We start from the raw sequence: 16,856 nt of genomic DNA on the forward strand, positions 1-16,856 counted from the left end.
GTCCCGCCCCGGCGGGCTTTGCCTGTTAGCCGACGGCCGGACCCAGGCTGCGGCCGTCGCGAACGGAGAAGAGAAAGAGGTCCATGCCGACCATTAACCAGCTCATCGCCAAGGGGCGGGAGCCGCAGAAGACCCGGAACAAGGTTCCGGCTCTGCAGGGCTGCCCGCAGAAGCGTGGCGTCTGCACCCGCGTGTATACCACCACGCCGAAGAAGCCGAACTCGGCGCTTCGGAAGGTCGCGAAGGTGCGCCTGACCAATGGCTACGAGGTGGTGAGCTATATCCCCGGCGAAGGCCACAACCTGCAGGAGCACTCGGTGGTGCTGATCCGCGGCGGTCGCGTGAAGGACCTGCCGGGCGTGCGCTACCATATCCTGCGTGGCGTGCTGGACACCCAGGGCATCGCCAAGCGTCGTCAGCGCCGGTCGCTGTATGGCGCGAAGCGGCCGAAATAACGGGGCGAAGCGATGTCTCGTCGTCACCGCGCGGAAAAGCGTGAGATTCTGCCGGACGCCAAGTTCGGCGATGTCGTGATCAGCCGTTTCATGAACGCGCTGATGCTCGACGGCAAGAAGTCCGTGGCTGAAGGCATTGTCTACAGCGCGCTGGACGTCCTGAAGCGCCGCGGCGGCCAGCAGGCCGATCCGGTGCGGATGTTCCATGAGGCGCTGGACAATGTGAAGCCTGCGGTCGAGGTCCGGTCGCGGCGCGTCGGCGGCGCCACGTACCAGGTGCCGGTGGAGGTGCGCGCCGAGCGTCGGCAGGCCCTGGCGATCCGCTGGATCATCGATGCCGCCCGCAAGCGGGGTGAGCACACGATGCAGGACCGCCTGTCGAACGAATTGCTGGACGCGGTGAACAACCGCGGCGCGGCGGTGAAGAAGCGTGAGGATACCCACCGGATGGCCGAGGCCAACAAGGCCTTCAGCCATTATCGCTGGTAAGAGCGGGCGCTTGTAGCAACTGGTTAACCAACAGGATCCCTGTCGGGATCGACGGAGATTACGATGGCTAAGGCGAAATTCGAGCGGAACAAGCCGCACTGCAATATCGGCACGATCGGCCATGTCGATCATGGCAAGACGTCGCTGACCGCTGCGATCACCAAGGTGCTGGCGGAGACCGGCGGCGCCACGTTCACGGCCTATGATCAGATCGACAAGGCGCCGGAAGAGAAGGCCCGCGGCATCACGATCTCCACCGCGCATGTCGAGTATGAGACGGAAAACCGTCACTACGCGCACGTCGATTGCCCCGGCCACGCCGACTATGTGAAGAACATGATCACCGGCGCGGCGCAGATGGACGGCGCCATCCTGGTGGTGTCCGCCGCCGATGGCCCGATGCCGCAGACCCGTGAGCACATCCTGCTCGCCCGCCAGGTCGGCGTGCCGGCCCTGGTCGTGTTCCTGAACAAGATGGACATCGCGGATCCCGAACTGGTCGAGCTGGTGGAGCTGGAAGTCCGTGACCTGCTGAGCAGCTACAACTTCCCGGGCGACGACATCCCGATCATCAAGGGTTCGGCGGTGTGCGCGCTGGAAGGCAAGCAGCCGGAGATCGGCCACGACGCGATCCTGGAACTGATGCGTGCGGTCGACAGCTATATTCCGCAGCCGGAGCGCGCGACGGACCGTCCGTTCCTGATGCCGATCGAGGATGTGTTCTCCATCTCCGGCCGTGGCACCGTGGTGACCGGCCGTGTCGAGCGCGGCATCATCAAGGTTGGCGAGGAAGTCGAGATCGTCGGCATCAAGCCGACGACCAAGACCGTCGTGACCGGCGTCGAAATGTTCCGCAAGCTGCTGGATCAGGGCCAGGCGGGCGACAATATCGGCGCGCTGCTGCGTGGCACGAAGCGTGAGGACGTCGAGCGCGGCCAGGTTCTGGCCAAGCCCGGCACGATCACGCCGCACACGAAGTTCCAGGCCGAAGCCTACATCCTGACGAAGGAAGAGGGTGGCCGCCACACGCCGTTCTTCACCAACTACCGTCCGCAGTTCTACTTCCGCACCACCGACGTGACGGGTGTGGTGCAGCTGCCGGAAGGCACCGAAATGGTGATGCCGGGGGACAACGTGTCGATGTCGGTTGAGCTGATCGCGCCGATCGCCATGGATGAGGGTCTGCGCTTCGCGATCCGCGAAGGCGGCCGCACCGTCGGCGCCGGCGTCGTCGCCAAAATCACGCAGTAAAACGGAAACGCTGGCCGGCGCCCGCCCCCTTCCGGGGCGGCGGGCGCCGGCTCTCGTTTCGGCGGGGCTTTAACAAGAGCGAACGATGGACAACCAGAATATCCGCATCCGCCTTCGGGCCTATGATCACCGCGTGCTGGATAACAGCACGAAGGAGATCGTGAACACGGCCCGCCGCACGGGTGCGCGGGTTCGCGGACCGATCCCGCTGCCGACTCATATCGAGCGGTTCACGGTCAATCGTTCCCCGCATGTCGACAAGAAGAGCCGCGAGCAGTTCGAAATCCGGACGCATCGGCGGCTGCTGGATATCGTGGAACCGACCCCGCAGACGGTGGACGCGCTGATGAAGCTCGACCTCGCAGCGGGCGTGGATGTCGAGATCAAGATCTAAGACCATGCCAAATCCATCGACCCATCAGGCCGTCCGCACCGGTCTTCTGGCCAAGAAGCTTGGCATGACCCGCATCTTCAAGGATGACGGCACCCATGTGCCGGTCACCGTGCTGCACCTTGACCAGGTGCAGGTCGTCGCCGCGCGCACGCAGGAGAAGGACGGCTACAACGCCGTTCAGATCGGCTGGGGCAAGGCGAAGGTGAAGAACGTGACCCAGCCGCAGCGCGGTCACTTCGCCAAGGCGAAGGTGGAGCCGAAGCGGAAGCTGGTCGAGTTCCGCGTCGACGCTGACGGCCTGCTGGAGCCGGGCGCGACCCTGTCCGCGGCGCATTTCGTGCCGGGTCAGAAAGTCGATGTCTGCGGCACCTCCAAGGGCAAGGGCTTCGCCGGCGGCATGAAGCGCTGGAACTTCGCCGGTCTGGAGGCAAGCCATGGCGTGTCCATCAGCCATCGTTCGCTGGGTTCGACCGGTAACCGTCAGGATCCCGGCAAGACCTTCAAGAACAAGAAGATGGCCGGCCATCTGGGCGTCGAGCGGATTACCACGCTGAACCTGGAAGTCGCGGCGGTGGACGCCGAGAAGGGGCTGCTGATGATCAAGGGCGCGGTGCCCGGTGCCAAGGACGGCTATGTGCTGGTGCGCGATGCGGTGAAACGGGTTCGCCCGGCCGATGCCGCCTATCCGGCCGCGCTGGTCGAAGCCACGGCTCCGGCAGCCTGAGAGAGGGGGAGACAATGCAGGTCGATATCATCTCCCTGGACCAGGGAACCGCCACCGGCAGCGCGGAGCTACCGGATGAGATTTTCGCGGTGACGCCGCGCGCCGACATCATGGCGCGGGTCGTGCACTGGCAGCTCGCCAAGCGTCGCGCCGGCACCCACAAGGTGAAGGGCATGGGCGAGGTATCCGGCACGACAAAGAAGCCGTACAAGCAGAAGGGCACCGGCAATGCCCGCCAGGGCAGCCTGCGCGCGCCGCAGTTCCGCACCGGCGGCGCCGTGCACGGCCCGGTTGTCCGCGACCACGGCTACAGCCTGAACAAGAAGGTCCGTCGCCTGGGTCTGATCTCGGCGCTGGCGCAGAAGGCGGCCGACCGCAAGCTGGTCGTGCTGCAGGCGGCCACCACCGACGGCAAGACGGGCGCGCTGGCAAGGCAGATCAAGGCGCTGGGCTGGTCCTCGGCCCTGGTCATCGACCAGACGGTGGATGAGAGCTTCCTGCGTGCCAGCCGCAACATCCACAAGCTGGATGTGCTGCCGACGATCGGCGCCAATGTCTATGATATCCTGAACCACGACGTGTTGGCGATCACCCAGGCCGGGTTGGACGGGTTGAAGGCCCGCGTGGCCGGGGCACCGGCGGCCGCTACGGCAGACGCAGCCCAGGGAGCGCAAGCATGACCGCCGCGCCGAAGAAGAAGCTGTCGCGTGAGGCGATGTACCAGATCATCCGCGCGCCGCTGATCACCGAGAAGATGACGATCCTGAACGAGACCGGCCAGATCGGCTTCAAGGTCGCCATCGATGCGACCAAGCCGCAGATCGCCGCCGCTGTCGAGGCGCTGTTCAACGTGAAGGTCGCCTCGGTCAACACCCTGATCCAGAAGGGCAAGACCAAGCGCTTCCGCGGTCGCCCCGGCGTCCGTTCGGATCTGAAGAAAGCCATCGTGACCCTGGCGCCCGGCCAGACGATCGATATCTCCACCGCCCTGTGACGAAGGCGCTTAGCGGATGGCACTGAAGCAATTCAATCCGGTCACGGCGAGCCTGCGCGGCACCGTGCTGATCGACCGGTCGGAGCTGTGGAAGGGCAAGCCCGTGAAGGGCCTGACCCAGGGGCAGCACAGCACCGGCGGGCGTAACAACCACGGACGCATCACCTCGCGCTTCCGCGGCGGCGGGCACAAGCAGGCCTACCGCGTGGTCGACTTCAAGCGGCGCAAGTTCAACGTGCCGGCGACGGTCGAGCGCCTGGAATACGATCCGAACCGCACCGCCTTCATCGCGCTGATCAAGTACCAGGATGGCGAATTGGCCTATATCCTGGCACCGCAGCGGCTGAAGGTCGGCGATACGGTCGTCTCCGGACCACGCGTCGACATCAAGCCCGGCAATGCGATGCCGATGGCGGCGATCCCGGTCGGCACGATCATCCACAATGTGGAGATGAAGATCGGCGCCGGCGGCAAGATCGCCCGCTCGGCCGGGACCTACGCGCAGCTGGTCGGCAAGGATGCCGGCTACGCGCAGATCAAGCTGATGTCCGGTGAGCTTCGCGTGGTGCGGGCCGAGTGCATGGCCAGCGTCGGCGCGGTGTCGAACCCCGACAACATGAACCAGAAGATCGGCAAGGCCGGCCGCACGCGGTGGATGGGCTTCCGTCCGCACAACCGCGGCGTCGTCATGAACCCGGTCGACCACCCGCTGGGTGGCGGCGAGGGTCGCAGCTCCGGCGGTCGTCACCCGGTGACGCCGTGGGGCATCCCGACCAAGGGTTACAAGACGCGCGTCAACAAGCGGACGGATAACCTGATCATCCGCCGCCGGAATAAGGGCAAGTAAGAGATGGCGCGTTCCGTTTGGAAAGGTCCGTTCGTCGACGGCTACCTCCTGAACAAGGCCGAGGCCGCTCGGGCGTCCTCGCGCAATGAGATCATCAAGATCTGGTCGCGGCGCTCGACGATCCTGCCGCAGTTCGTGGGGCTCACTTTCGGCGTCTACAACGGCCACAAATTCCTGCCTGTGCAGGTGACCGAGAACATGGTCGGGCACAAGTTCGGTGAGTTCTCGCCGACGCGGACCTTCCATGGCCATGCGGCCGACAAGAAGGCGAAGCGAGGCTGAGATGAGCAAGCCAGAAGCACCCCGCCGCCTCGCGGACAATGAGGCCCAGTGCATCGTCAGCAACCTGCGGGTCAGCCCGCGCAAGCTGAACGTTGTCGCGGCGATGATCCGCAACATGCCGGCGCAGCGCGCCGTCGCCACGCTGACCTTCAGCAAGCGCCGCATCGCCGGTCAGGTGAAGAAGGCGCTGGAGAGCGCGATCTCCAATGCCGAGAACAACCATCAGCTCGACGTCGACCGCCTGGTCGTGTCGCGCGCCGAGGTTGGCCGCTCCATCGTGATGCGCCGCTTCCATGCGCGTGGCCGCGGGCGGGCGGCGCGGGTGGAGAAGTGGTTCAGCCATCTGAAGATCGTCGTCGCGGAGCGCACGCAGGACGAAGGGGAGACCGAGTAATGGGTCACAAAGTCAATCCGGTCGGTCTGCGCCTGGGCATCAACCGCACCTGGGACAGCCGCTGGTTCGCCGGGGCGGACTACAGCAAGCTGCTGCATGACGACATCAAGCTGCGCGAGCACCTGCGCAAGAAGCTGCGCGGCGCCGGCGTGTCCCGCGTGGTGATCGAGCGTCCGGCGAAGAAGCCGCGCGTAACGATCTACGCGGCGCGGCCGGGTGTGGTGATCGGCAAGAAGGGCCAGGACATTGAGACCTTGAAGAAGGATCTCACGAAGATGGCCAAGGCCGAGGTGGCGTTGAACATCGTCGAGATTCGCAAGCCCGAGATCGACGCGCAGCTGGTGGCCGAGAACATCGCCCAGCAGCTGGAGCGCCGCGTGGCGTTCCGTCGCGCGATGAAGCGCGCGGTGCAGTCGGCGATGCGCCTGGGCGCCCAGGGCATCCGGATCAACTGCGGCGGCCGGCTGGGCGGCGCGGAAATCGCCCGCGTGGAATGGTATCGTGAGGGCCGGGTGCCGTTGCACACGCTGCGCGCCGACATCGATTACGGTGAGGCGACCGCGAAGACCACCTACGGCACCTGCGGTGTGAAGGTCTGGATCTTCAAGGGCGAGATCATGGCGCACGATCCGATGGCGCAGGACCGCCGGGCGGCCGAACAGGCCCCGCAGAGGTAATGGAAGATGCTGTCTCCGAAACGCACAAAATTCCGCAAGCAGCATAAGGGTCGCATCCACGGCAATGCCAAGGGCGGCACGTCGCTGAACTTCGGCACCTTCGGCCTGAAGGCGCTGGAGCCGGAGCGGATCACCGCGCGACAGATCGAGTCGGCCCGGCGTGCGATCACGCGCGCCATGCGCCGCACCGGCCGTGTATGGATTCGCATCTTCCCGGACGTTCCGGTGTCGACCAAGCCGGCCGAAGTTCGCATGGGTTCCGGCAAGGGCTCGCCCGAATACTGGGTGGCGCGCGTGGCGCCGGGCCGCATCATGTTCGAGATCGACGGCGTTACGCCGGAGCTGGCGCGTGAGGCGCTGACGCTGGGTGCCGCCAAGCTGCCGATCAAGACCAAGTTCATCGCCCGGATCGGAGACGCATGATGGCCAAGGCTGCTCTGCACAAGGCCGGCGATATCCGGACGAAGACCTCGGACGAGCTGGATACGCTGCTGATCGATCTGCGCAAGGAACAGTTCAACCTGCGCTTCCAGCGCGCGACGGGCCAGGCCGAAGGCACCGCCCGCGTGCGTGAGGTGCGGCGCGAGATTGCGCGCGTGAAAACCATTCAGGCGGAGAAGAAAAACTCCGCCGCCCAGGCGTAAGGAGAAGGGGCGATGCCCAGGCGCGTCCTGACGGGGCGGGTGACCAGCGACAAGATGGACAAGACCGTCACGGTTCTTGTCGAGCGTCGCGTGATGCATCCGCTGTACAAGAAGTTCATCCGCCGCTCGAAGAAGTATGCGGCGCATGACGAAGGCAATGTCTGCAAGGTCGGTGACACGGTGCGCATCATCGAATGCCCGCCGATCAGCAAGCGCAAGACCTGGACTCTGGTCGAGCGGAACGGTGAGCCCGTTGGCGAAGCCGTCTCTCCGCCGGCCACCGCGTAACGGGGGCGAGCGATGATTCATCCGGAGACCAATCTGGAAGTCGCCGACAACTCGGGTGCCCGCCGCGTGCAGTGCATCAAGGTTCTCGGCGGCTCGAAGCGGAAGACCGCCTCGGTCGGCGACGTCATCGTCGTATCGGTCAAGGAAGCGATCCCGCGGGGCAAGGTGAAGAAGGGCGACGTGCACCAGGCGGTGATCGTCCGCACGGCTTTCCCGGTGCGCCGCCAGGATGGCAGTGCCATTCGCTTCGACCGCAACGCCGCCGTGCTGATCAACAAGCAGCAGGAGCCGATCGGCACCCGCATCTTCGGGCCGGTGGTGCGTGAACTGCGGGGACGCAGGTTCATGAAGATCATCTCTCTGGCGCCGGAGGTGCTGTGATGGCCGCGCGGATTCGCAAGGGCGACACCGTCCTGGTGATCACCGGCAAGGACAAGGGCCGCCGCGGTGAGGTGACCCGGGTCATGCCTTCGGAAAGCCGTGCGGTCGTGGCCGGGATCAACATGGCGACTCACCATACGCGGCAGAGCCAGACCGAGCAGGGCGGTATCCAGTACCGCGAGGCGTCGATCCACCTGTCCAACCTGAAGCTGATCGATCCCAAGTCGGAGAAGCCGACCAAGGTCGGGTTCCGGGTGCTGGAGGGTGGTCGCAAGGTCCGTGTCGCCAAGGCGACCGGCGAAGTGATCGAGAGCTAGGACCATGAGCGGAAGCAAGACAGCCTCGAAGGGCAAGGCTGGCGCCAAGCCGGCATCGAATCGCGGCGGCTCGGGCGCGCCGGTCGGCAAGGAGGCGCAGCGCGCCGCCCGCCGGGTGGAGATCACCGGCGTCGACAATCCGGTGGCGACGCCGGAACAGGCGCCGCGGCTGCAGAAGCGGTACCAGACCGAGATTCGGGCGAAGCTGCGCCAGGAATTCGGTTACGGCAACGAGATGCAGGTGCCGAAGCTGGAGAAGATCGTCATCAACATGGGTGTTGGTGAGGCAACGTCGGACCAGAAGAAGCTCGATTCCGCGGTGGCGGAACTGGCGGTGATCGCCGGGCAGCGGCCGGTGAAGACGGTGGCCAAGAAGGCGATCGCCGGCTTCAAGATCCGTGCCGGCCTGCCGATCGGCTGCAAGGTGACGCTGCGCAAGGCGCGGATGTATGAGTTCCTGGACCGCCTGGTGACCATCGCCCTGCCGCGTGTCCGCGACTTCCGCGGCATCCAGGGCAAGGGCTTCGACGGCCGCGGCAACTTCGCCATGGGCCTGAAGGAGCAGATTGTGTTCCCGGAAATCAACTACGACCGGGTCGATCAGGTGCGCGGCATGGACATCCAGTTCGTCACCACCGCCAAGACCGATGCGGAAGCGAAAGCCTTGCTGAAGGCGTTCGATCTGCCTTTCGCCAACTGAGTTTTTTGGAAAACCGCGCTGTCCTCGGAGAGCGCAGGTTCCGGAGGTAAAGAGAGTAGGATGGCCAAAGTTTCCAAGGTCAACCGCAACGCAGAGCGCGAGAGACTGACCCGGCGCGACAAGGCGAAGCGGCAGGCTCTGAAAGAGATCGTGATGGATCGGTCGCTGCCCGTGGAGGACCGGTTCGAAGCGACGCTGAAGCTGGCGCAGCTGCCGCGGAATGGTTCCGCCGTGCGCATTCGCCTGCGCTGCGAGCTGACCGGTCGTCCGCGCGGCAACTATCGCAAGTTCAAGCTGTCGCGCAACGCGCTGCGCGAGCTGGCCAGTGCCGGGCAGATTCCGGGCATGGTCAAGGCAAGCTGGTAAAGGGGGCGGCGCATGTCACTTTCCGATCCCTTGGGGGATATGCTGACCCGTATCCGCAACGCCCAGCGCGCTCGGCAGTCAAGCTGCCTGGCGCCGGCGTCGAAGCTGCGGGCCAATGTGTTGAGCGTGCTGAAGCGCGAGGGCTTCATCCGCGGCTATGAGGCCGAGGAAGTCCGCCCGGGCATCGCGCAGCTGCGCATCGAGCTGAAGTACAATGAAGGCGAACCGGTGATCAAGGAGATCCATCGTGTCTCCAAGCCGGGCCGCCGTGTGTACTCGAAGATCAAGGAACTGCCGCGGGTCTATGCCGGCCTCGGTATTTCCATCCTGTCCACGCCGCGCGGCGTGATGAGCGATGCCGAGGCCAGAGCCGCCAATGTGGGCGGCGAAGTCCTCTGCCGCGTGTTCTAAGGGGAAGCGCGGATGTCACGCGTCGGAAAATATCCGGTCGAGGTACCCGCCGGGGTGCAGGTGGCGATCGCCAACGGGCTGGTCACCGCCAAGGGCAAGCTGGGCGAGCTGAAGCTCTCGCTGACCGACCAGGTCGAGGCGACGGTCGACGGCAACAAGGTCTCGGTGAAGCCGGTCAACAATACGACCCAGGCCCGCATGATGTGGGGCACCACCCGGGCGCTGATCGCGACGATGGTGAAGGGGGTTTCCACGGGGTACGACAAGACCCTGGAAATCACCGGCACCGGCTATCGCGCCGCGGTGCAGGGGAAGAACCTGGAGATCAACCTGGGCTTCTCCCATCCGGTGGTCTACCCGGTGCCGGACGGCATCAAGATCACCTGTGAGAGGCCTACGACGATCAAGGTCGAAGGCATCGACAAGCGGCTGGTCGGCCAGGTCGCGTCCGAAATACGCGCGTTCCGTCCCCCCGAACCCTACAAGGGCAAGGGCGCTCGGTACATCGACGAAACAATTCGGCGCAAGGAAGGCAAGAAGAAATGAGCGCCAAGCAGGATCTCGCCGCGCGCCGCAAGCAGCGGCTGCGCTTTCAGCTTCGCCAGAAGGCGCACGGGCGTCCGCGTCTGTCGGTCTTCCGTTCTGGCAAGAACATCCACGCCCAGGTCATCGACGATGCGCGCGGTCATACCGTGGCGGCGGCATCCACCCTGGACAAGGACCTGAAGGGCTCGCTGAAGACCGGTGCCGACAAGGCGGCGGCGGCCGCGGTGGGCAAGCTGGTGGCGGAGCGCGCGCTGGCCGCCGGCATCACGCAGGTCGTCTTCGACCGGGGCGCGTATCTGTATCATGGCCGCGTCAAGGCGCTGGCCGAGGCCGCCCGCGAAGGCGGGCTGGACTTCTAGTAGGGACACGGACGAATGGCACGGGAACCCAGGGAAGGTGGCGGCCGGGGCCGGGACCGCGAGCGCAATCAGGACCGCGACGCGGATGACGGCATCGTCGACAAGCTGGTCACCATCAACCGCGTGGCCAAGGTGGTGAAGGGCGGCCGGCGCTTCGCATTCGCGGCGCTGGTGGTCGTGGGTGATCAGAAGGGTCGGGTCGGCTACGGCGCCGGCAAGGCGCGGGAGGTGCCGGAGGCCATCCGCAAGGCAACCGAACGCGCCAAGCGCGGCATGATCCGGGTGCCGATGAAGGAAGGTCGTACGCTGCATCACGATGTCGAGGGGCATTTTGGTGCCGGCAATGTCGTGCTGCGGTCGGCCACGCCAGGCACCGGCATCATCGCCGGCGGCCCGCTGCGCGCGGTGTTCGAATCGCTGGGGATCGGCGACGTCGTGGCGAAGAACCTCGGCAGCCGCAATCCGCACAACATGGTGAAGGCAACCTTCGCGGCGCTGCAGAAATGCGCCAGCCCGCGCTCCGTGGCGACCCGCCGCGGCAAAAAGGTGCCGGAACTGTTCGGCCGGCGCGAGCAGGCTCCGGCGCAGCAGGAGGTGCAGGCCAATGCCTAAGGTACGCGTGACGCAGGTTGCGTCAGCGGCCGGGCGGAAGCCTGGCCAGAAGGAAACCCTGGTCGGGCTGGGTCTGAACAAGATCCGCGCGACGCGGGAACTGGACGATACGCCTTCGATCCGTGGGATGATCCGCAAGGTCGCCCACCTGATCAAGGTGGAGGAGCTTTCCTGACATGAACCTGAACGAACTGCGCGACAATCCCGGCGCCCGGCTGAAGTCGAAGCGGCTGGGACGCGGCATCGGCTCCGGCAAGGGCAAGACGTCGGGCAAGGGCGTGAAGGGCCAGAAGGCGCGTGAAGGCGTGTCCCTGAACGGCTTCGAAGGCGGCCAGTTGCCGATCTATCGCCGGTTGCCGAAGCGCGGCTTCAAGAACCCGTTCCGCAAGGAATACGCGCCGGTAAACCTGCGCGCCCTGGACGCGGCGATCGCCGCCGGCAGGATCGACGCCGGTCAGCCGATCACCGAGGCGACCCTGATCGGCGCCGGCCTGGCATCGGGCGATCTGGACGGCGTGCGGCTGCTGGGCGAGGGATCCATCAGCAAGGCCGTGACGATTACCGTGTCCGGTGCCTCCGCCACGGCGAAGGCGGCCATCGAAGCGGCCGGCGGGTCGATCACCACGACCGTGGCGCCGAAAGCCACGGGAGAGGCGGCTGGCTGAGCCTGGTCGCACGACCGCGCGGTTCAGGTGTCCCTGCGGGCGTATTGGAAGGTCATCGGAACGGCGCTGGCGTGATGCCGGCGCCGTTCTGCCATGTGTGACAGCGCAAGGCGTCCGGCCCGTTCAGGTCGGTACCAGCCCCGATTCCGGATGAGTCGCCATCGGCAGGAATCCCTGTCATCGTGAAGCAAGGCATGGCCGTCCGCGGTGCAAAACATACCAATGATGAGATCGGCGCTTTTTCGGATCATGATCCCGCGCGATCGCAATCGTCGAGGTCCGGCATCGCCCATCCGCCCCCAAACACCTTGCGCCGAAGGGCGCGCCGACCCATAAGCCAGCCTTCAACCGAGAGACCACGTGATGGCATCTGCCGCCGAACAGCTAGCAGCCAACATGAGCATGGGCGTCTTCGCGAAAGCGACGGAGCTCAAGCAGCGTATCTGGTTCACCCTCGGCGCCCTGATCGTCTACCGGCTGGGCACCTACATCCCCGTCCCGGGCGTCGACGCCTCCGTGATGGGGGAGATGATGAACCAGCACGGCGGCGGCATCCTGGGCATGTTCGACATGTTCACCGGCGGCGCGTTACGGCGCATGACCGTCTTCGCGCTGAACATCATGCCTTATATCAGTGCCAGCATCATCATTCAGCTGATGTCCGCCGCGGTCCCGTCGCTGGAGGCCTTGAAGAAGGAAGGCGAATCCGGCCGCAAGAAGCTGAACCAGTACACCCGTTACCTGACCGTGCTGATCGCCATGTTCCAGGCGTACGGCATCGCCATCGGCCTGGAGTCGATGCATGGCAGCTTCGGCTCCGCGGTGATCAACCCGGGCATGTTCTTCATCTTGTCCTGCGTGATCACCCTGGTCGGCGGCACCATGTTCCTGATGTGGCTGGGCGAGCAGATCACCGCCCGCGGCATCGGCAACGGCACCAGCCTGATCATCATGTCCGGCATCGTTGCCAACCTGCCCAGCGCGCTCGCCTCATTGCTGGAGATGGGACGCACCGGCGCGCTGTCGCCGTTCTTCATCCTGCTGTTCGTGGTGATCGCCGTGGTGACGGTGGGCGTGATCGTCTTCGTTGAGCGGGCGCAGCGGCGGATTCCGGTGCAGTATCCGAAACGCCAGGTCGGCAACCGCATGTTCGGCGGCGATTCGACGCATATGCCGCTGAAGATCAACACCTCGGGCGTGATCCCGCCGATCTTCGCCAGCTCCATCCTGCTGATTCCGGCCACCGTCGCCGGCTTTGCCACCAACGGGCCGCCCTGGCTGCAGTGGATCGCGGCGCAGGTCGGGCACGGCCAGCCGGCCTACATGGCGCTGTATGCTTTCCTGATCATCTTCTTCTCGTATTTCTACACGGCAGTGGTCTTCAACCCCGAGGAGACGGCCGACAACCTGAAGAAATATGGGGGCTTCATCCCGGGCATCCGGCCCGGCAGCGCCACAGCCCAGTATTTCGACCGGATTCTGACCCGACTGACCACGGTGGGCGGTATCTACCTCGTGGTGATCTGCCTGTTGCCGGAAGTGCTGATCAGCGACTATGGGCTGCCATTTTATTTCGGCGGCACCTCGATTCTGATTGTCGTGTCGGTTACCATGGACACGGTGACACAGATCCAGTCGCACCTGTTGGCCCATCAATATGAAGGGCTGATGCGCAAGAACCGAGCAAAGGGACGTCGGTGAACATCATTCTTCTGGGACCGCCTGGCGCGGGGAAAGGCACGCAGGCCAAGCGGCTTGAGGAGAAGTATGGACTCGTCCAGATCTCGACGGGGGACATGCTGCGCGCCGAGGTGGCGGCCGGCACGCCGATCGGGCTGGAAGCCAAGGCGATAATGGCCGCCGGCGGCCTCGTGTCGGACGACATCCTGGTGCGCATGCTGGCGTCCCGCCTCAGCAAGTCCGACGCCGCCAAGGGTTTCATCCTGGACGGCTTCCCGCGCACGGTCCCGCAGGCCGAAGCGCTGGATCGGATGCTGGCCGACAAGGGCTTGAAGCTGCACGCGGTGATCGAACTGAAGGTGGATGATGAGGCGTTGACCGACCGCATCGCCGGCCGCTTCACCTGCGCCCGGTGCGGCATGGGTTATCACGACACCTTCAAGCCGACCCTGGCCAGCGGCGTCTGCGACGCTTGCGGCTCCACCGAATTCGTCCGCCGCGCCGATGACCGGCGGGAAACCGTTGCGGCGCGATTGGATGCCTATCATGCGCAAACCGCGCCGATCATCCCACATTATGCCGCTGCCGGTATCCTGCGGCCGGTGGATGGCATGGCCGATATCGATGAGGTCGCACGCCAGATCGACGCGGTCATGGCGACGTTATAGCGGCTCCCGCCGTCTCACGTAGAGTTGACAATGGATCGTTGACTCCTGCGCGGCGGCGACTATAGTCCCGCGCTCCGGCGCAGACCCCCCGGCGCACCCCGTTAAGGGCGTGGCGTCGCATGCGCCTTTTATTCGGCCCTTACGGGCATGCATGATCCGGCCCCCCGGACGACAGGAGACTCAAGCGTGGCGCGCATTGCCGGCGTGAACATCCCGACGAACAAGCGAGTGACCATCGGGCTTCGCTATATCTACGGAATCGGTCCGAGCAAGGCGGCCGAGATCTGTCAGAAGCTTAACATCCCCGATGAGCGTCGGGTCAACCAGCTTTCGGATGAGGAAGTGCTGCGCATCCGTGAGCTGATCGATCGTGATTATCGCGTGGAAGGCGATCTGCGTCGGGAAGTCGCGATGAATATCAAGCGTCTGATGGATCTGGGGTGCTATCGCGGCCTGCGTCACCGCCGTGGCCTGCCGGTACGGGGCCAGCGCACGCACACCAATGCGCGCACCCGCAAGGGCAAGGCCGTGGCCATCGCCGGCAAGAAGAAGGTCACGAAGTAATCCCCGGCTTCCGGGTCCGCATTTCACGTATCCGCCGCGCCGTCATGGGCGCGGCCTTCAGTTCAGGCAGGAACATACAGCATGGCGAAACCCGCCGCCGCCTCTCGCCCGCGCCGCAAGGAGCGTAAGAATATCACGTCCGGGGTGGCGCATGTCGCCGCGACCTTCAACAACACGGTGATCACCATCACCGACGCCCAGGGTAACGCCATAGCGTGGTCCTCCGCCGGCAGCCAGGGTTTCAAGGGCAGCCGCAAGTCCACGCCCTATGCCGCCCAGGTCGCCGCCGAGGATGCTGGCCGCAAGGCGCGGGAACACGGCATGGAATCGTTGGAGATCGAGGTCAGCGGCCCGGGTTCGGGACGCGAGAGCGCGCTGCGCGCCTTGCAGGCGGTGGGTTTCAGCGTGTCGACCATCCGCGACATGACGCCGATTCCCCATAATGGCTGCCGGCCGCGCAAGCGCCGCCGCGTCTGAGTTCTTGATCGTAACGTCCGGCCCCGCCCGGCCGGATTGACCTGCGTGTGACTGTCTCCCGACCGGTGCGCAACGGCCGGGGCGCGGTTCGAAAGGTGTAGCATGAGGCAGAGTGCAGTTATTCAGAGAAACTGGCAGTCTCTGATCAAACCTGAGAAGCTGGAAGTCGAGCCCGGCGCCGATCCGGCGCGCGTCGCCACCGTGGTCGCCGAACCGCTGGAGCGCGGCTTCGGCATGACCCTGGGCAATGCCATCCGCCGGATTTTGCTGTCCTCGCTGCAGGGCGCGGCGGTGACCGCGGTGCAGATCGACGGCGTGCTGCATGAATTCAGCAGCGTCCCTGGTGTGCGGGAAGATGTGACCGACATCGTCCTGAACATCAAGCAGCTGGCACTGCGGATGCACGGCGAAGGTCCGAAGCGCATGACGCTGACGGCGACCGGTCCCGGTGAGGTGCGTGCCGGCCAGATTCAGGCCGGCCACGATATCGACATCATGAATCCGGACCTGGTGATCTGCACGCTGGATGACGGCGTGAAGCTGGGCATGGAGTTCACCGTCAACCTGGGCAAGGGCTATCAGCCGTCCAGCGTCAACCGGCCCGAGGATGCGCCGATCGGACTGATCCCGGTCGACTCGATCTACTCGCCGGTCCGCCGCGTGTCCTACAGCGTTGCCCCGACCCGTGTCGGCCAGGTGACCGACTATGACAAGCTGCTGTTGACGGTGGAAACCAACGGCGCGGTGACGCCTGAGGATGCGGTGGCCCTGGCCGCCCGTATCCTGCAGGACCAGTTGCAGCTGTTCATCAACTTCGATGAGCCGCAGCATGTTCGCCAGGAAGAGCCGCAGGATGACCTGCCGTTCAATCGCAACCTGCTGCGCAAGGTGGATGAGCTGGAGCTGTCGGTCCGCAGCGCGAACTGCCTGAAGAACGACAATATCGTCTACATCGGCGATCTGGTGCAGAAGTCCGAGCAGGAAATGCTGCGTACGCCGAACTTCGGCCGCAAGTCGCTGAATGAGATCAAGGAAGTGCTGAACTCCATGGGGCTCAGCCTGGGCCAGGCCGTGCCGGGCTGGCCGCCAGAAAATATCGAGGAATTGGCGAAGCGGCTCGAAGAGCCGTTCTGACCCGTGATCCGTCCCGCGGCCGCGCGCCGGGGGACTTGGACTACGGGCTGGATGTAAAGGGAAAGTCACTACGATGCGTCACGGCGTTGCCGGCCGAAAGCTCGGCGTCACCTCCACCCACCGCGCCGCCATGTTCCGCAACATGGCGCATGCGCTGCTGAAGCATGAACAGATCACCACGACGCTGCCCAAGGCGAAGGAGCTTCGCCCGGTGGCCGAGAAGCTGATCACGCTGGGCAAGAAGGGCGGGCTGGCCAATAAGCGCTTGGCCTATGCGCAACTCCGCGACGACGTGATCGTCTCCAAGCTGTTCGGGCCGCTGGCGGAACGCTACAAGACCCGCCAGGGCGGCTATACGCGCGTCCTGAAGGCCGGCGTACGCTATGGCGACGCGGCCAGCATGGCGGTGATCGAACTGATCGATCGCGACGTGTCTGCCAAGGGCCAGGACAGCGGCCCGGTGCAGGCGAAGGAAGGAGACGAGGGCGGCGAGGAATAAGCGGCGCCCACCGCCGCCGGTTTTCTGCGCTGACATCA

The 16,856-nt window shown here is 65.2% G+C and carries 30 protein-coding genes; all 30 read left to right on the plus strand.

The window, feature by feature from the left end; genetic code table 11:
* Nucleotides 1–83 precede the first annotated feature (83 nt).
* The 30 genes from rpsL to rplQ all read left to right on the plus strand — a co-directional run bounded on the left by rpsL (nt 84) and on the right by rplQ (nt 16,818).
* Nucleotides 84–455, plus strand: coding sequence for a 30S ribosomal protein S12 (gene rpsL / locus VHC04_RS11220; protein ID WP_325597476.1), 372 nt, complete (start codon nt 84–86; stop codon nt 453–455).
* 12 nt (nt 456–467) lie between these two features.
* A complete protein-coding gene (rpsG, locus tag VHC04_RS11225; RefSeq protein WP_325681117.1) occupies nt 468–944 on the plus strand; it encodes a 30S ribosomal protein S7 in 477 nt (158 codons plus the stop codon).
* 63 nt (nt 945–1,007) lie between these two features.
* On the plus strand, nt 1,008–2,195 hold the full coding sequence (tuf, locus tag VHC04_RS11230) for an elongation factor Tu (protein WP_325681119.1): 1,188 nt from the start codon (nt 1,008–1,010) through the stop codon (nt 2,193–2,195).
* 85 nt (nt 2,196–2,280) lie between these two features.
* The gene (gene rpsJ / locus VHC04_RS11235; protein WP_325681121.1) at nt 2,281–2,589 is read left to right on the plus strand and encodes a 30S ribosomal protein S10; all 309 of its coding nucleotides are present in this window, start codon (nt 2,281–2,283) and stop codon (nt 2,587–2,589) included.
* Nucleotides 2,590–2,593: 4 nt separating this feature from the next.
* Nucleotides 2,594–3,313, plus strand: a complete 720-nt coding sequence (gene rplC / locus VHC04_RS11240) for a 50S ribosomal protein L3 (RefSeq protein ID WP_325681123.1) — start codon at nt 2,594–2,596, stop codon at nt 3,311–3,313.
* A 14-nt stretch (nt 3,314–3,327) separates the two neighbouring features.
* A complete protein-coding gene (gene rplD / locus VHC04_RS11245) occupies nt 3,328–3,993 on the plus strand; it encodes a 50S ribosomal protein L4 (protein WP_325681125.1) in 666 nt (221 codons plus the stop codon).
* Nucleotides 3,994–4,013: 20 nt separating this feature from the next.
* Nucleotides 4,014–4,307 carry a 50S ribosomal protein L23 gene (locus VHC04_RS11250; protein WP_325681353.1) on the plus strand — a complete coding sequence of 98 codons (294 nt, stop codon included), beginning with the start codon at nt 4,014–4,016 and terminating at the stop codon, nt 4,305–4,307.
* A 16-nt stretch (nt 4,308–4,323) separates the two neighbouring features.
* Nucleotides 4,324–5,154, plus strand: a complete 831-nt coding sequence (gene rplB / locus VHC04_RS11255; protein WP_325681127.1) for a 50S ribosomal protein L2 — start codon at nt 4,324–4,326, stop codon at nt 5,152–5,154.
* Nucleotides 5,155–5,157: 3 nt separating this feature from the next.
* Nucleotides 5,158–5,436 (plus strand): 30S ribosomal protein S19, encoded by a 279-nt coding sequence (gene rpsS, locus VHC04_RS11260; RefSeq protein ID WP_325681129.1) that lies wholly within the window; start codon nt 5,158–5,160, stop codon nt 5,434–5,436.
* A 1-nt stretch (nt 5,437) separates the two neighbouring features.
* Nucleotides 5,438–5,830 (plus strand): 50S ribosomal protein L22, encoded by a 393-nt coding sequence (rplV, locus tag VHC04_RS11265; protein WP_325681131.1) that lies wholly within the window; start codon nt 5,438–5,440, stop codon nt 5,828–5,830.
* On the plus strand, nt 5,830–6,507 hold the full coding sequence (gene rpsC / locus VHC04_RS11270; protein WP_325681133.1) for a 30S ribosomal protein S3: 678 nt from the start codon (nt 5,830–5,832) through the stop codon (nt 6,505–6,507). Before rplV ends, rpsC begins: the two co-directional genes overlap by 1 nt.
* Nucleotides 6,508–6,513: 6 nt before the next feature.
* Entirely contained in the window at nt 6,514–6,930 is a 417-nt protein-coding gene (gene rplP / locus VHC04_RS11275; RefSeq protein ID WP_325681135.1) for a 50S ribosomal protein L16, read from the plus strand.
* 14 nt (nt 6,931–6,944) lie between these two features.
* Nucleotides 6,945–7,151 (plus strand): 50S ribosomal protein L29, encoded by a 207-nt coding sequence (gene rpmC / locus VHC04_RS11280; protein WP_325681355.1) that lies wholly within the window; start codon nt 6,945–6,947, stop codon nt 7,149–7,151.
* 12 nt (nt 7,152–7,163) lie between these two features.
* A complete protein-coding gene (gene rpsQ, locus VHC04_RS11285) occupies nt 7,164–7,439 on the plus strand; it encodes a 30S ribosomal protein S17 (protein WP_325681137.1) in 276 nt (91 codons plus the stop codon).
* 12 nt (nt 7,440–7,451) lie between these two features.
* On the plus strand, nt 7,452–7,820 hold the full coding sequence (gene rplN, locus VHC04_RS11290) for a 50S ribosomal protein L14 (RefSeq protein WP_325681139.1): 369 nt from the start codon (nt 7,452–7,454) through the stop codon (nt 7,818–7,820).
* Nucleotides 7,820–8,137 carry a 50S ribosomal protein L24 gene (gene rplX, locus VHC04_RS11295; protein ID WP_325681141.1) on the plus strand — a complete coding sequence of 106 codons (318 nt, stop codon included), beginning with the start codon at nt 7,820–7,822 and terminating at the stop codon, nt 8,135–8,137. The genes rplN and rplX overlap by 1 nt, the downstream gene beginning before the upstream one ends.
* Nucleotides 8,138–8,279: 142 nt before the next feature.
* Nucleotides 8,280–8,837, plus strand: a complete 558-nt coding sequence (gene rplE, locus VHC04_RS11300) for a 50S ribosomal protein L5 (RefSeq protein ID WP_325681357.1) — start codon at nt 8,280–8,282, stop codon at nt 8,835–8,837.
* A 60-nt stretch (nt 8,838–8,897) separates the two neighbouring features.
* Nucleotides 8,898–9,203, plus strand: a complete 306-nt coding sequence (gene rpsN / locus VHC04_RS11305) for a 30S ribosomal protein S14 (RefSeq protein WP_325681143.1) — start codon at nt 8,898–8,900, stop codon at nt 9,201–9,203.
* A 12-nt stretch (nt 9,204–9,215) separates the two neighbouring features.
* Complete coding sequence (gene rpsH, locus VHC04_RS11310; RefSeq protein WP_325681145.1) at nt 9,216–9,614, plus strand: 30S ribosomal protein S8; 399 nt, start codon at nt 9,216–9,218, stop codon at nt 9,612–9,614.
* Nucleotides 9,615–9,626: 12 nt separating this feature from the next.
* Nucleotides 9,627–10,160 (plus strand): 50S ribosomal protein L6, encoded by a 534-nt coding sequence (rplF, locus tag VHC04_RS11315; protein ID WP_325681147.1) that lies wholly within the window; start codon nt 9,627–9,629, stop codon nt 10,158–10,160.
* Entirely contained in the window at nt 10,157–10,519 is a 363-nt protein-coding gene (rplR, locus tag VHC04_RS11320) for a 50S ribosomal protein L18 (protein WP_325681149.1), read from the plus strand. The genes rplF and rplR overlap by 4 nt, the downstream gene beginning before the upstream one ends.
* 15 nt (nt 10,520–10,534) lie before the next feature.
* A complete protein-coding gene (gene rpsE / locus VHC04_RS11325; RefSeq protein ID WP_325681151.1) occupies nt 10,535–11,131 on the plus strand; it encodes a 30S ribosomal protein S5 in 597 nt (198 codons plus the stop codon).
* Nucleotides 11,124–11,306, plus strand: coding sequence for a 50S ribosomal protein L30 (gene rpmD, locus VHC04_RS11330; RefSeq protein ID WP_325681153.1), 183 nt, complete (start codon nt 11,124–11,126; stop codon nt 11,304–11,306). Before rpsE ends, rpmD begins: the two co-directional genes overlap by 8 nt.
* 1 nt (nt 11,307) lies before the next feature.
* Nucleotides 11,308–11,796, plus strand: coding sequence for a 50S ribosomal protein L15 (rplO, locus tag VHC04_RS11335; RefSeq protein WP_325681155.1), 489 nt, complete (start codon nt 11,308–11,310; stop codon nt 11,794–11,796).
* Between the two features lie 363 nt (nt 11,797–12,159).
* Complete coding sequence (gene secY / locus VHC04_RS11340) at nt 12,160–13,497, plus strand: preprotein translocase subunit SecY (protein ID WP_325681157.1); 1,338 nt, start codon at nt 12,160–12,162, stop codon at nt 13,495–13,497.
* Nucleotides 13,494–14,144, plus strand: coding sequence for an adenylate kinase (locus VHC04_RS11345; protein WP_325681159.1), 651 nt, complete (start codon nt 13,494–13,496; stop codon nt 14,142–14,144). Before secY ends, VHC04_RS11345 begins: the two co-directional genes overlap by 4 nt.
* Nucleotides 14,145–14,330: 186 nt before the next feature.
* Nucleotides 14,331–14,708, plus strand: coding sequence for a 30S ribosomal protein S13 (rpsM, locus tag VHC04_RS11350; protein WP_325681161.1), 378 nt, complete (start codon nt 14,331–14,333; stop codon nt 14,706–14,708).
* A gap of 81 nt (nt 14,709–14,789) precedes the next feature.
* Entirely contained in the window at nt 14,790–15,185 is a 396-nt protein-coding gene (rpsK, locus tag VHC04_RS11355; protein ID WP_325681163.1) for a 30S ribosomal protein S11, read from the plus strand.
* Between the two features lie 102 nt (nt 15,186–15,287).
* A complete protein-coding gene (locus VHC04_RS11360; protein ID WP_325681165.1) occupies nt 15,288–16,319 on the plus strand; it encodes a DNA-directed RNA polymerase subunit alpha in 1,032 nt (343 codons plus the stop codon).
* Between the two features lie 73 nt (nt 16,320–16,392).
* Complete coding sequence (gene rplQ / locus VHC04_RS11365; protein ID WP_325681167.1) at nt 16,393–16,818, plus strand: 50S ribosomal protein L17; 426 nt, start codon at nt 16,393–16,395, stop codon at nt 16,816–16,818.
* The last annotated feature ends 38 nt before the right edge of the window (nt 16,819–16,856 follow it).

Origin of the sequence: Rhodopila sp. (assembly GCF_035548095.1) — a bacterium.
Classification (GTDB): domain Bacteria; phylum Pseudomonadota; class Alphaproteobacteria; order Acetobacterales; family Acetobacteraceae; genus Rhodopila.